This is a genomic window from Nannocystis sp. RBIL2 (assembly GCF_026626745.1).
Lineage (GTDB): Bacteria > Myxococcota_A > Polyangia > Nannocystales > Nannocystaceae > Nannocystis.
This window is the reverse complement of the sequence record NZ_JAPNJW010000002.1, coordinates 6,129,488-6,142,129: the sequence shown is the minus strand read 5'-3', so window position 1 is coordinate 6,142,129 and position 12,642 is coordinate 6,129,488. Positions and strand designations below refer to the sequence as shown.

The following is a 12,642-nucleotide window of genomic DNA, read 5'->3' as shown; positions in this document are numbered from 1 at the left end:
CGTCGCAGTCCTCGTTGCCGACCCACACCGCACCGTCGCCGCACTTGGCGGTCTTGCAGGTGCCGAGGCAGGCGTCGCCGTTGCTGCCGTTGCCGTCGTCGCACTGCTCGCCGGCCTGGACGAAGCCGTCGCCGCACTTGGGCAGCAAGCAGGCCAGGGTGCAGGCGCCGTTGTTGTTGTTGTTGACCCCGAGGTCGCACTGCTCGTTCAGCTGCTTGATGCCGTCGCCGCAGGTCGCCAGCTTGCACGCGTTGGTGCAGCTGTCCTCGTTGCTCTGGTTGCCGTCGTCGCACGCCTCGCCGGGGCCGACGAAGCCGTCGCCGCAGACCTGCGCGGTGCAGTTGGCCTTGCACGCCTTGGTGTTGCCGTTGTTGGCGCCGTCGTCACACTGCTCCTGGCCGGCCCAGATCAGGCCGTCGCCGCACTTGGCGTCCTTGCAGTTGAGAGTGCACGCGCCGGTGTCGTTGTTCTGCGCCGCGAGGTCGCACTGCTCGCCGATGCTCGGCTGCTCGAGGCCGTCGCCGCAGAACGGGACCAGACACTGGTCGGTGCAGCCGTCGTCCTGGTCGCCGTTCTTGCCGTCGTCGCACTGCTCGGCGCCCTCCTCGATGCCGTTGCCGCAGAACTCGAGCAAGCAGGTGGCGCTGCAGCCGTCGTCGCCGACGGTGTTGGCGTCGTCGCACTCCTCGCCGGGGCCCTTGTCGCCGTCACCGCAGACGTTGAGCTCGCACTCGCCGTTGCACGCCTGGCCGGGCCCGTTGCCCGCGCCGAGGTCGCACTGCTCGGGCATCTGGCCGTTCGTGTTGGGCAGGCCGTCGCCGCACACGTTGAGCTTGCAGCTGACGGTGCAGTCGCTCTGGTCGGAGTTCAGCTCGGCGGCGTCGCACTCCTCGAGGTTGCTGTCCTGGACGAAGCCGTCGCCGCAGGCCGCCTGCGTGCACGAGTTGGTGCAGGCGTCGGTGTTGACGTTGTTGCCGTCGTCGCACTGCTCCTGGGCCGCGACCTTGCCGTCGCCGCAGGTCGCCAGCGCGCAGTCGTTGCTGCACTCGTCGTTGTCGACCGCGTTGCCGTCGTCGCAGGCCTCGCCGGGGCCGACCAGGCCGTCGCCGCACACGTTCGGCTCGCACATCGAGGTGCAGGTGTTGTTGTCGCCGTTGTTCGCGCCGTCGTCGCAGCCCTCGTCGGGGCCGAGGATGCCGTCGCCGCACACGTTGAGCACGCACATGGCGGTGCAGTTGCTATCGGGCTGGCCGTTCTGGTCGCCCGCGTCACACTCCTCGCCCGGACCCTGGTCGCCGTCGCCGCACGCGTTGAGCGTACAGTCGGCCTTGCACGCCTTGCCGGGGCCGTTTTCGGCGCCGTCGTCGCAGGACTCGCCGCCCTCGAGCACGCCGTTGCCGCACACAGGGTCGACCCTGAGAGTCGTCGTGCCGGGGCCGGTGTCGGTGTCGGTATCGGTGGTCGTGGTGGCCGTGGTGGTCGTCGTGGTCGACTCGGTGCCGGTCTCGGTGGTGGTATCGGGCCCGGTCTGCGTGCCGTCGGTGGCCGTGCTCGGCTCGGTGGTCGAGGTCGTGATCGTCCCGGCCGTCGTGGAGCTGTCGGTCATGCCGATGCCGGTGGTCGGCACATTCATGGTCGTCGTCGGCGTCGTGTCGGTAGACGGCGCGGTGGTCGAGCCGGCGGTGGTCGTATCGGTGCCGCTCGACTCCGTATCGGGCTGGGCGCTGGTCGTGCTCGTGTCGTCGGCGCAGGCGGGGACCACCATGAGCGCCGAGATCAAGGCGTAGGTCGTACACAGAGAGGTCTGAAAACGCATTGAGCGACGCTACCGACTGGTTCGTCGCCAGGCAACTGCCCTCTCCTGCGCGAGGCGGACCGGTCCGGGTGCATCGGCGCACGCGGAACGGGTCAGGGGGACAGGAGCCGGAGGCAGATCCAGCAAGCGATGACGAACGACCGCGGCGCTCCGCGAGGCGAGGTGGCCCTGGAGGATCGGGTCAGCCCCGCCGACGGCGAACGGCTCGCCCAGGACCTGCGCGCGGCGGCCACCCGTGGCTCGCGAGCACCCGATGAGGTCGGCGGGAGCGACCGCCGCTGCGCGCCTCGGCAGCCTTGATAATGCGTCTCCATCCGGCTGCGCTGCGCCTGCCCGCCGCACCGGTCGACTTGCGCTCGACCCTCGAGAGCAAAGCCGGCGCTTCACGCCCGGCCGCTCGCGCCGGTGCTCGAGCGACGCGGTGATGGCGACAGTGACCGGCGACTGTCTCTGTCAAATGCGACAGGGGCTGCTCCTGGATCGACGCCGCACCCGCGTGCGAAAACCGCGACGCGGTGACCGCGAGCACACTCGGCGCGCGCGGCGAATCATGCGGCCATCACAGCAGGACGGCGAGCGCGACACCGGCGACGCCGAGCGCGATCCCGACCGCGAGCTTGAGCCGATCGATGCCCGGGCGCAGGTCGACGTCGCCCTCGCCGTCGCTGTCGTCGGCGAGCAGGGCGACGGTGGCGGCGGCGTGCGGGTGCTGGGCGCACACGCGAGCGAACAGGGCGCGCACGCGGCTGCGGACCCGGCTGGCGATCGCCAGGTTGTGCTCGGCCCGGCCAAGCGCGAGGAAGTCGGTCCACACGTGATCGAAGATGTCGTCGAGCCGACCCCACTGCTTCAAGGTCTCGGGGTCGCAGTCGACGTCGAGGCCGAGGCGGCGAGCCGCGCGGTTCATGGCCTGCTGGGCCGCCAGCAGCTCCTCGCTGGCGTGGGCGTTGTCGCTGCGGGTCTGGTCGCCGAACAGCCCGTCGGCCGTCGGCAGCCCGAGCAAGTCGAAGCCTTGCTGGCGCCTCAGAAACTGCGTCGTGCCCTCCACCGAGAGCAAGATCCGGTCGGCAGTGCGCAGCTCCTCCAGCGCGACGCGAACGTCTTCTGCCGTGGGCGGTAGCACAGGTCCGCAGCGTAGCCGGACTTCACAGGTCGCGCACCCCGGAGGGCGGTGCGAGCATTTTCGTTTCAAGGCACATGTTCATGAGGACATGTTGTTTTCTAAAAAAGGTATGTTGTATCCACGGGCGCTCTCGCTCGGGTTCACGGTCGCTTGACGCGCGCCGCGAGTTGAGGCATCTTGCGCGCCCGCCTAGAGGTCACGCCTCATGCCCGTTTCGGCCCGTTGAGCGCCTGCGCGCTCCCCCGTCCCCGGCAGTCGCCATTCGTGGCCTGCGTCGAATGCTCCGCGCCCGCTCCGGGCCGCGAGGCCGGCGACGCGACAGGCGAGCGGCCCGGGGGGCCTCGCGGGAGCGGCCGTCGGCGCGAAGGAGCGTCCGTCATGACACCGCCCATTTTAAAGTATCCGCGCACGCAGCACCTCGAGGGCTCGCGCTTCCAGCACGGGGACCACGACCTCGACGCCGTGCCGTTCCGCGACGTCCGCGGCCGCTTCGTGGTCGTCGAGGAGAAGATGGACGGCGGCAACGCCGGCATCAGCTTCGACGGGTCGGGCCAATTGCTGCTGCAGAGCCGCGGCCATTACCTGACCGGCGGCGGCCGCGAGCGCCACTTCGACCTGCTCAAGCGCTGGGCCAACACCCACGCCGACGACCTCTACCTGGCCCTCGGCGAGCGCTACGTGATGTACGGCGAATGGATGTACGCCAAGCACACCTGCTTCTACGACGCCCTGCCCCACTACTTCATGGAGTTCGACATCCTCGACCGCGAGACCGGCGAGTTCCTGTCGACCGCGCGCCGCCGCGAGATGCTGCACGGCCTGCCGGTGGTCTCGGTCGAGGTGCTGTGGGAAGGCCACCCCGAGCGGCTGACCGACATCACCCGCCACGTCGGCCCGTCGCGCTTCAAGACCCCGCAATGGCGCGACCGACTGGTCGCCGCCGGCGAGGCCTCGGGCGTGGCGCCGGCCCAGGTCGTCGCCGAGACCGACGGCTTCGACGACATGGAAGGCCTCTACATCAAGGTCGAGGAGGAGGGCCGCGTCACCGCCCGCCTCAAGTGGGTCCGCGCCAGCTTCCTCAACGCGATCCTCGACAGCGGCAGCCACTGGCTCGACCGCCCGATCGTCCCGAACCAACTCGCCGACGGCGTCGACCTGTGGGCCCCCGCGTGAGGCCCACGACGCGCCGACGGAGGACACCGCCATGCTGCTCCCCTACCCCTGCCCCGCCGATCCGGCGAACTCGAAGGCTGTCCCTTGGGACAGCTTTTTCGAGCCGTGGGTCGCGCCGATGGCCGCGTGCCCGCAAGACCCGGAGCACCACGCCGAGGGCGACGTCTGGACCCACACCAAGATGGTGTGCGAGGCGCTGGTCGACCTGCCCGGCTGGCAGGCGCTGGCGCCCGCCGACCGCGAGGTGGTGTTCGCGTCGGCCCTGCTGCACGACATCGCCAAGCCGGTGTGCACCGCATCGAGGACGGGCGGATCCGCCAGCCCGGTCACTCGCCGCGCGGGGCGCTGATGGTCCGCTCGATGCTGTGGAAGATGGGCGTCGACCCGGCCGTGCGCGAGCGGATCGCCGCGCTGGTGCGGACGCACCAGATCCCGTTCTTCCTCATCGACCAGGACGACGCCCGCCGCCGCGCGGCGCAGATCAGCCAGACGGTCCGCTGCGACCACCTGGCCCTGCTCACCCGCGCCGACGCGCTCGGACGGATCTGCCGCGACCCGCAGCGGCTGCTCGACAACATCGACCTGTTCGTCGACTTCTGCGCCGAGCACGAGTGCCTCGACCGCCCGTGGACGTTCCCGAGCGCACACACGCGATTCGTGTACTTCCGCAGCGACGACCGCGACCCGCGATTCGCGGTCCACGACGACACGCGCTGCGAGGTGGTGCTGATGTCGGGCCTGCCCGGCAGCGGCAAGGACCACTGGATCGAGCACAACCTCGACCTGCCGGTGGTGTCGCTCGACGCCCTGCGCGAGGAGCTCGATCTGTCGCACACTGGCCCGCAACACGCGGTGATCCAGGCGGCCCGCGAGCAGGCCCGCGAGCACCTGCGCCGCAGCCAGTCGTTCGTGTGGAACGCGACCAACCTGAGCCGGGAGATGCGCGGGCGCCTCATCGACCTGTGCGCCGACTACGGGGCCCGCGTGCGGATCGTGTTCCTCGACACGCCGTACCGCCGGGTGCTGCGTCAGAACCGCGAACGCGAGGCCCAGGTCCCGCTGGCGGCGATCGAGCGCATGCTGGCGCGCTGGGAGCCGCCCGACCTGACCGAGGCGCATCAGGTGGAGTGGATCCTGCAAGGCGATTGACGACCGGACAGGTCGCGGCGCGGAGACACTATGGTGATAGACCCGTCCGACCTCGAACCCGAGCTCGAGGCGCTACTGTCACGGTGGGTCCCCGACATGGGCTCACGGTGGCGCGGCGCGTCCGAGCACGACATCGCGGCCATCGAGCAGATCGCGGGAGGCGAGCTGCCCCGGTGTTATCGCTGGCTCCTGCTCCGGCTGGGGGAGGGCTGGGACTCGATCGGCTACGGCTCGCTCGATTTCTCGGCCCGCTGCATCATCGAGGGACACGCGCGTAATGTGTTCCCGCACCACGAGGGGATGATGTGTATCGCCGACGACACCGCGGAGGAGCAGCCGCAGCGTCGCTACTACGACCTGGCCCATCCGACGAAGGAAGACGCCCCGGTGTTCGTCGCGGGACCGGAGGAGGCCGACTTCGCGCCGGAGTTCGAGACCTTGCGGGAGCTCGTCGCCTCGGCCGTGTTCAAGAACCACCGCCTGCGGCCCATGCCCTTCCGATGTGAAGGCGCCTTCCTCGCGGAGGACGGAGAAGATGCACTCGCGGCGCTCGCTCCGCTGCTCGCAGAGCTAGGGTTCCGCGCGCCCGTCCCGGGCGGTTCGCTGTGCTTGCTGTTCGACGACGGGTCAGTGGCGTTTTCCAGCTATCGCAGCCCGGCCTGGCCCACACCGAGCGTGATCCCGTTCAACCTGGGCGGCCCGTCGCCGGAGGCCCTGCGCAAGCTCCTCGGCTCGGTCGCCACCTCGACCAACCTCGCGACCAAGCACCTCGTGTGGACGCCGCGGCCGTAGGCCCGTCAGGTCGCGGTGCGACGGCGCTATGCTGCGCTTCGTCATGGCGACCGAGAAGCCTTCATGGTGGGCGCGCGTCCGGCAGCTCCGGGCGCTGCGCGCCGATCCGGCGCGGATCGGCGACGCTGCGGTGCTGCAGAGCGACCTCCTCGGCGCGCGCATGCGTGACGAGATCCGTGCGCGGGTCGAGGCCCTGTGCGGGCGCAGCGATTGCGACCGCCTGCGCCCGCGCCTCGACCACGCGGCGCTGCGCCGCTCGCCACCGGGCACGTTCGGGCGGGCCTACGCCGATTTCTGCGCCGCCAACGCCATCGTGCCCGCCACCATCAGCGACGCCTTCGCCGACGACGCGCTGCGGCGCAACGCCGCGATCGCCCGCTACATTTGTTTGCACGACATGTTCCACGTGCTGCTCGGCTGCGACACCTCGCTCCCGGGCGAGCTGCGGATCACCGCGTTCATCATGGAGCAGCGCTACTTCGCCGCCGGCAAGCCGTTCCTCGCGCTGCTGGCGATCGTGGCGCCGCTGCTGCGCCCGCACGAGTTCCGGCAGATCCGCCACGACATGCAGCTCGGCCGCGAGCTCGCCCGTCGCGCGCCGATCCTGGTGGCCGAGCCGCTCGAGGACTGGCTGGCGGACGAACTCGGCGCGGTGCAGCGCCGCCTCGGCCTGCCGGTGACTGCCTGAGCGCTCAATCGCCGAGGCGTCGGCGACCGCCGAGCTCGACCTGCACGCCGACGCCGGTGGCCAGCGCGCGGCCGTGCAGGTAGTGCGCGACGGCCACGTCCTCGACCCCGAGGCCGAGCGACTTGAACAGCGTGATGTCGGCCGCCGATCGCCGGCCTTCGCACTCGCCGCACAGCAGCTCGCCGAGCTCGCCGAGGATGTGCGCGTCGTCGACGGTCCCCTCTGCGCGCGCCAGCAGAAAATCACCGGACTCGGCCAGCGCCGACTCGCAGCGGTCGACGTACAGCCGCGCGCGAGCCACCGCGCGCGCGTCGAGCTCGCGCGCCGCGGGCACGCAGGCGCCGACGGCGTTCACGTGGGTCCCCGGGGCCAGCCACTCGCCGAGCAGCACCGGCTCGCGCGAGGAGGTCGTGGTGCAGACGATCGACGCGCCCTCGACCGCCGCGCGCGCCGAGTCGACCGCGCGCACCTCGACGGCGAAGCGCTGCTCGGCCTGGCGGGCGAACGCCTCGCGGTTGGCCTGCGTGGCGCTGAACACTCGCACGCGGCGGATCGGCCGCACGCACAGCATCGCCTCGACGTGCGTCCACGCCTGCGTGCCGGCGCCGAGGATCGCCAGGTCGTCGGCCCCCTCGCGGGCCAGCGCGCGCGTCGCCACCGCCGAGACCGCGGCGGTGCGGATCGCAGTGACCTCGGTGGCGTCGAGGATCGCCCGCGGCGCGCCGGTCTCGGCGTCGAACAGGGTCACCAGGCCCTGATGCGAATCGAACGGAGTGCCGTGATTGCGCGGGAACACTGCGACGATCTTGAGCCCGAGCGCCCGCCGCGAGTGCAGCGCCGCCGGCATCATGCCGAGGATCGCCCCGCCCGCGAGCCGCATGCCCCAGCGCAGCGGGCTCGTCGCCTCGTCGCGCGCCAGCGCAGTCAACACCTCGGCCATCTGCTCGACACATTCCGCCATCGGCAGCAGCTGGCGGATCTCGCGTTGCGTCAGAATCACCGTGGTCATCGGCCGGGCGACGGTCGCACGAGGGGGCGGCGGGCACAAGCACGCACGTGCGCGCGAGCGCGGGCCCGCGCGAGCGAGAAAGTGCGGATCCGCCCCACGCGATCGTGACAGCTGGCCCGATGATTCGCCGACGTCGGCAATCGTATCAGGGGTCCCGCCGATACGACGGATGCAGGGCCCCCGTCGGTGGATACAATTCGTCGTGGGTGTGACGAAAGCCCAATCGCAGCAGCACCCGGCGCGACGCGGCGTTGTCGGGGTGATGGCCGGCGAACAGGCCGCGCGCGGCGAGCGGGCCGAGCGCGAAGGCGACGGCGGCGGCCGCGGCCTCGCCGGCCAGGCCGCGGCCCCAGAACGCGCTGCGGAGGTGAAAGCCGAGCTCGTAGACCTGTGGGGTGTGCGGCCTGAGCCCGCAACAGCCGACGTGTGACCCGTCGTCGCGGAGGAACACCGGCCAGTACTGCACCCCGCGCGCCTGGCCCTGATCGATCTCGAGGGACAGGCGCGCGGCGATCTCCGTCGGCGTGAACGGCTCGCCGGCGATCCTGGCCGTCACCTGCGGATCGCCCCACAGCCCGCGCGCCAGCTCGAGGTCGTCGGGCGTCCACCAGCGGAACTGCAGCCGCTCGCTCGGCCCCGGCAGCGATCGGCTCGCGTTCGTCACCTCCGCACCCTATCACGGCCCGGCACGAGCTCGCTGTCCGCCGGGCGCGTCGGCGGGTGCGTGCTATGCATCGGACGATGCCGCGGGTCCTCCTCACCGGCGCCACCGGGTTCGTCGGCCGCTCGGTCCGGCCTGCCCTGCTGCGCGCGGGCTGGCAGGTCCGCGGCCTCAGCCGTGATGCTCGCCGCCCGCGCGCTCGCTGGCCCGACGTCGAGTGGGTGGAGGGCGACGTCGGCGATCCTGCCGTCTGCGCCCGCGCGCTGGCCGACTGTGACGCCGCTCTGTACCTGGTCCACGCGATCGGCGAGGGCTCCGACTTTCGCCGCCGCGAGGTCGAGGCGGCGCGGACCTTCGCCGCCGCGGCCGCGGCCGTCCCGTCGATGCGGCGAATCGTCTACCTCGGCGGCGTCGCGCCGCGCGGCCGCGCGTCCGAGCATTTGCAGAGCCGGCTCGAGGTCGGCGAGGCGCTGCGCGCCGGTCGGGTGTCGGCGATCGAGCTGCGCGCCAGCATGATCGTCGGTCACGGCAGCCTGAGCTGGCTGGTCGTCCGCGACCTCGCCGCGCGCCTGCCGGTGATGGTGCTGCCGCGCTGGCTCCGCTCGCAGACCGAGCCGGTGGCGATCGACGACGTCGTGGTCGCGCTGGTGCGGGCGCTGGAGCTCGAGCAGGCCGGCAGCGCGTGGTTCGACATCCCCGGCCCCGACGTGCTCACGGGCAAGCAGATCCTCGCGGAGACGGCCCGGGTGATGGGCCTCCGGCGGCCGCGCTCGCTCGACGTCCCGCTGCTCACCCCGCACCTGTCGTCGCTGTGGGTCCGCTTCGTCACCCGCGCCGACTGGTCGGTGGCGCGCAACATCGTCGTCGGCCTGACGCACGACCTGCTGGCGCAGAGCGACCGCTTCTGGACGTCGATCGATCACCGCGCCCGGCTGTCGTTCGCCGAGGCGGCCCGGCGCGCGCTCGCGGCCGAGGAGCGCGAGGGCGTCCCGGTGCGCGGCCCGTGGGGTGTGGTCGAGCGCGTGCTCGCTGCGCATTGATCACGGTCGACGCGCGACCGAATCATCACACCTTTCGAAGCGCCCGTATTGCTTCACAATCGTGGCACCAGCAATCGTATTCCCTCACTCGTGCCAGGGCTCCCACTTCGTGTGCAGGCTGACGAGCGCCCCGGTTGCCCCCGTAATCTCCGCCTTGTACGTGGTGCCGCCGGTGAGCTTGAGGCCCGGGTCGTTGTCGTAGTGGCGGCCGACCCACGTGCCCGGCTTGATCGTGTCGGTCGAGCCGCGCTCCCACCAGCACTCGAGGTCGCAATCAAAAAATTCGCAGGTGCGCCGGCACTTCCACCAGTCGGTGGTGAACGTCGCGTCCTGCTTGCCCTCGCGGCCCTGCATCGCGACCGCCTCGTATTCGCCGGAGTTCACGTCCGACGTCGATTCGGCCCACTCCCAGCCCTGCGTGCAATGGCTGCGCTCGGGGCGGGTGCAGAACGTGGCCTTGAACCACTGCTGCTCCCAGTCGTCGCGGGTCGGCGACACAGTCGCTGCCGGCAGCGTCGGCGGTGCGACTGGCTTCGGCGACGCCGACACCTCGTCGACCTCGCGTTCGGCCTGGCGGTCGAGCGCAGCGGCCAGCGCGGGCGGCGGCTCGCGGCCGGGCGCCAGCCTCGACCACACCTCGGCCGCGCCCTCGCGCATCAGCTCGGGCGTCACTGCCTGCTGCGGGTGGTCGACGCGGCCGCGCTCGACCACGCTGATGAGCCCCGGCTCGAGCTCCTCGAACACCACTGTATGTCCGCCGCCCAGGTCGAGCTCCGCCAGCACGCGCGGCTGCCCGTTCGGCGCCGGCGGGGTCGTGGACACGGCCTCGGCCTGCTTCGGCGCCGCGGCGGCGGGCGCTGGCTCGTCCGCGTCGCAGGCGGTCAGCACCGAGAGCAGGATGGCGGCACGTCCGTGCATGTGTCCTCGCAGGTCGCGCCCGGCGCGACGCGCTGACCTTGACACCCGCCTCGCCGCACGCAAGCGCAGATCCGCGCCCCCGGCGGACTCGGCCTTGTGACGGCGAAGACGGGCGAGGTACGTCGACCTCGAGCGCGTCGCCGAAGCGAGCTCGTGCTTGGCGTCGATCGCGGCTCGGTCGCCTTTGGACACACATCGCGCGATTCGCCATTTCCTCGCAGCGGATCGGCGTATTCCAAATCATTTTTACCCGCGTCGCGCTCGTACGTGCGATTGGCCGTTATTGCCATTCTGGGCGATATCGCCCACGTGGCTCGTCGGCTACCATCGCTATCCGCTCTCGCACCAAATTGTCGCGAATTTGTCGGCGACGATCGAAGACGACGAAGGATCGACGTTCGCGGAAATGTGCCTTGCGCCGCGGCTCTAGGTCTGTCACCTTCGTGCCGCGATTCTGCCGGCGGCCTTGCGGCCGTCGCCGGCGGAGCACGATTGCGTGGGCCGCGGACACGGGAAAGCAGCACCATGGCAGCCTACTTTCGCTTCACCGACACCAATGGCTATCCGCGCTTCGTGATCGAGCTCAGGGACGATGCCAAGATTGCGCATGCGCGCAAGATCCTCAATGGCGAGGAGACCCAGCGGATCCACATCCACGGGCGCATCATCAAGCGGGCGCAGCCGTACAACCCGGGTTGGTCGTTCCACCTCGACCCGAACACCATCGATTTCTTCGACGTGGCGATCGAGGTGTGCGACGCGGGCATGCAATACGTCGAGGATCACCTCGACGAGGCCGGCGGCGCCTTCCTGCCCGGCGGTCACTGGTGCCCGTGGTCCTCGCGCCTGGTCGACGAGGTCAAGCCTGGCTGAGCCGGCTGCCTCTGCGCCACCTCTCGCCGGTGAGTGCATTCGCCGCGCTGTCCCGGGCCGATCCTCGGTCGGCGGGGACTGGCGATTGGCGTGACTGCGTCGGCGCGTCGAGGCCGGTCGCCCGCGATGATTCGTCATTGCGCGGGCGACCGGTCCTGCGCACATTGTACTGCGCAGGAGCGATTGTCCGCCCTTCGGGGCCGCTCCCGCGCCGCTCAGCGCACGGCGAAGCGCAGCCCCGCGGCCTGCAGGCGCTCGATCAGCAGCTCGCCGCAGGCGGCCGCGGTGGTCGACACGCCACCTGTACTTTTGCACATGTCCCGTTGTAACACGAGGCAGAGCGCGGTCTCGCCGGCCATCTTCGCCGTCTCGTCGTAGCCCGGGTCGCCGCCGGAGACCTCGGCGATCACCGGCGGATCGTCGCCGGCGCGGCCGACGAAGGTGACCTTGAACCAGCTCCTCGCGCGGACCTCGGGGCTCGGTCCGCTGCCCGGCGGGTTCATGCGGGTGAGCATGCGCCGCAGCGGGCCGATCTTGGCCGCGCCGACCAGCGCCCCGACGCCCGCGAGCGCCAGGCCGACGTGGTAGATCCGCGGCAGCGCGATGTAGTGCGCGTAGCTGAACTCGGGCCCGTAGTCGCCGCGCAGCCGGGCCGAGCGCGCGCGATCACCGGGTCGATGGTCGGCAGCGGCAACCCCCAGCGACCGAGCTCGCGCTGGTAGTGGATCGCGGGCCGCTTGCGACCGGCGCCGGACTCGCTCCGCGGCTTGCGCGGGGGCGGGGGCGACGTCAGCACGCCGAGCGCGGAGGCGAGCGTGCCGCCGGAGAATTTCCCGCGGCCCTCGAGGTAACCGGCGATCGTCAGCGGGCGGTCGCGCGGGAGAGCGCGCGTGGTCCACAGGACGCCCAGGTCGGTCGGGATGCTGTCGAAGCCGCAACACGGCAGCACCAGCACGCCGCGGGCCCGCGCGGCCTCGTCGTGCAGGGCGATGATGCGGTCGACGAAGGCAGGCTCGCCGGTGAGGTCGAGGTAGTCGGCACCCTGCTCGACGCACGCGCGCACCACGGGCTCGCCGTAGCGCACGTAGGGGCCGACGGTGGTGAGCACCACGCGCGTGCTGGCGGCCATGCGCGCGAGCGCGGCGTCGTCGCCGGTGTCGGCGACGATGATGCCGACCTCACGACCGAGCTCCGCCGCGACCGCCGCGAGCTTGTCGCGCGAGCGTCCGGCGACTGCGATGCGGACCTCCGGCGGGGCATGAGCCGCGAGGTAGGCGGCGCACAGTCGGCCGACGAAGCCGGTGGCTCCGAACACGGTGATGTCCCAATCTCTCGCGGATGCAGCGGGCGGCGTCACCGCGCGAGGATACCTTGTTTCTCGCGCGAGACCTGGCGATACA

The 12,642-nt window shown here is 71.3% G+C and carries 14 protein-coding genes; 7 read left to right on the top strand and 7 right to left on the bottom strand.

Annotation, left to right across the window (positions count from 1 at the left end):
* Both OV090_RS49155 and OV090_RS49150 read right to left on the bottom strand, forming a co-directional pair.
* Positions 1-1,816, bottom strand: a 1,816-nt coding sequence (locus OV090_RS49155) for a DUF4215 domain-containing protein (RefSeq protein ID WP_267712083.1), incomplete at its 3' end; no start/stop codon positions are given.
* Positions 1,817-2,375: 559 nt separating this feature from the next.
* Positions 2,376-2,939 carry a hypothetical protein gene (locus tag OV090_RS49150; protein WP_267712082.1) on the bottom strand — a complete coding sequence of 188 codons (564 nt, stop codon included), beginning with the start codon at positions 2,937-2,939 and terminating at the stop codon, positions 2,376-2,378.
* Positions 2,940-3,317: 378 nt separating this feature from the next.
* Here OV090_RS49150 and OV090_RS49145 point away from each other — a divergent pair, with 378 nt between their 5' ends.
* From OV090_RS49145 to OV090_RS49125, 5 genes are read left to right on the top strand one after another with little or no spacing between them, the layout of a single operon-like run.
* Positions 3,318-4,112 (top strand): RNA ligase family protein, encoded by a 795-nt coding sequence (locus OV090_RS49145; protein WP_267712081.1) that lies wholly within the window; start codon positions 3,318-3,320, stop codon positions 4,110-4,112.
* A 31-nt stretch (positions 4,113-4,143) separates the two neighbouring features.
* Positions 4,144-4,461, top strand: coding sequence for an HD domain-containing protein (locus tag OV090_RS49140; protein ID WP_267712080.1), 318 nt, complete (start codon positions 4,144-4,146; stop codon positions 4,459-4,461).
* Positions 4,401-5,261, top strand: coding sequence for an AAA family ATPase (locus OV090_RS51430; protein WP_267712079.1), 861 nt, complete (start codon positions 4,401-4,403; stop codon positions 5,259-5,261). Before OV090_RS49140 ends, OV090_RS51430 begins: the two co-directional genes overlap by 61 nt.
* 33 nt (positions 5,262-5,294) lie before the next feature.
* Positions 5,295-6,053 carry a hypothetical protein gene (locus OV090_RS49130; protein WP_267712078.1) on the top strand — a complete coding sequence of 253 codons (759 nt, stop codon included), beginning with the start codon at positions 5,295-5,297 and terminating at the stop codon, positions 6,051-6,053.
* Positions 6,054-6,096: 43 nt separating this feature from the next.
* Positions 6,097-6,741, top strand: a complete 645-nt coding sequence (locus OV090_RS49125) for a Coq4 family protein (protein WP_267712077.1) — start codon at positions 6,097-6,099, stop codon at positions 6,739-6,741.
* Between the two features lie 4 nt (positions 6,742-6,745).
* Here the strand turns inward: OV090_RS49125 and OV090_RS49120 are convergent, their stop codons facing one another.
* Both OV090_RS49120 and OV090_RS49115 read right to left on the bottom strand, forming a co-directional pair.
* Entirely contained in the window at positions 6,746-7,750 is a 1,005-nt protein-coding gene (locus OV090_RS49120; protein ID WP_267712075.1) for an ornithine cyclodeaminase family protein, read from the bottom strand.
* A gap of 145 nt (positions 7,751-7,895) precedes the next feature.
* Positions 7,896-8,414 (bottom strand): GNAT family N-acetyltransferase, encoded by a 519-nt coding sequence (locus tag OV090_RS49115; RefSeq protein WP_267712074.1) that lies wholly within the window; start codon positions 8,412-8,414, stop codon positions 7,896-7,898.
* A gap of 77 nt (positions 8,415-8,491) precedes the next feature.
* On the opposite strand from OV090_RS49115, the gene OV090_RS49110 reads away from it, so the two are divergent.
* Positions 8,492-9,451: an NAD(P)H-binding protein gene (locus OV090_RS49110; RefSeq protein WP_267712072.1), complete on the top strand. Its 960-nt coding sequence runs from the start codon at positions 8,492-8,494 to the stop codon at positions 9,449-9,451.
* Positions 9,452-9,535: 84 nt separating this feature from the next.
* Here the strand turns inward: OV090_RS49110 and OV090_RS49105 are convergent, their stop codons facing one another.
* Positions 9,536-10,369 (bottom strand): hypothetical protein, encoded by an 834-nt coding sequence (locus tag OV090_RS49105; protein ID WP_267712070.1) that lies wholly within the window; start codon positions 10,367-10,369, stop codon positions 9,536-9,538.
* Positions 10,370-10,894: 525 nt separating this feature from the next.
* On the opposite strand from OV090_RS49105, the gene OV090_RS49100 reads away from it, so the two are divergent.
* Positions 10,895-11,242, top strand: coding sequence for a calmodulin (locus OV090_RS49100; protein ID WP_267712069.1), 348 nt, complete (start codon positions 10,895-10,897; stop codon positions 11,240-11,242).
* Between the two features lie 215 nt (positions 11,243-11,457).
* Here the strand turns inward: OV090_RS49100 and OV090_RS49095 are convergent, their stop codons facing one another.
* Positions 11,458-11,757, bottom strand: a complete 300-nt coding sequence (locus tag OV090_RS49095) for a hypothetical protein (protein WP_267712067.1) — start codon at positions 11,755-11,757, stop codon at positions 11,458-11,460.
* Positions 11,742-12,599: a saccharopine dehydrogenase NADP-binding domain-containing protein gene (locus OV090_RS49090; RefSeq protein ID WP_267712065.1), complete on the bottom strand. Its 858-nt coding sequence runs from the start codon at positions 12,597-12,599 to the stop codon at positions 11,742-11,744. Before OV090_RS49090 ends, OV090_RS49095 begins: the two co-directional genes overlap by 16 nt.
* Positions 12,600-12,642: the final 43 nt, after the last annotated feature.

Bases quoted from the DNA above. Each gene is read 5' to 3' on its own strand.
- OV090_RS49145 (WP_267712081.1), top strand. From the start codon at position 3,318: ATGACACCGCCCATTTTAAAGTATCCGCGCACGCAGCACCTCGAGGGC.
- OV090_RS49140 (WP_267712080.1), top strand. From the start codon at position 4,144: ATGCTGCTCCCCTACCCCTGCCCCGCCGATCCGGCGAACTCGAAGGCT.
- OV090_RS49125 (WP_267712077.1), top strand. From the start codon at position 6,097: ATGGCGACCGAGAAGCCTTCATGGTGGGCGCGCGTCCGGCAGCTCCGG.
- OV090_RS49120 (WP_267712075.1), bottom strand. From the start codon at position 7,750: ATGACCACGGTGATTCTGACGCAACGCGAGATCCGCCAGCTGCTGCCG.
- OV090_RS49110 (WP_267712072.1), top strand. From the start codon at position 8,492: ATGCCGCGGGTCCTCCTCACCGGCGCCACCGGGTTCGTCGGCCGCTCG.
- OV090_RS49105 (WP_267712070.1), bottom strand. From the start codon at position 10,369: ATGCACGGACGTGCCGCCATCCTGCTCTCGGTGCTGACCGCCTGCGAC.
- OV090_RS49100 (WP_267712069.1), top strand. From the start codon at position 10,895: ATGGCAGCCTACTTTCGCTTCACCGACACCAATGGCTATCCGCGCTTC.
- OV090_RS49095 (WP_267712067.1), bottom strand. From the start codon at position 11,757: ATGCTCACCCGCATGAACCCGCCGGGCAGCGGACCGAGCCCCGAGGTC.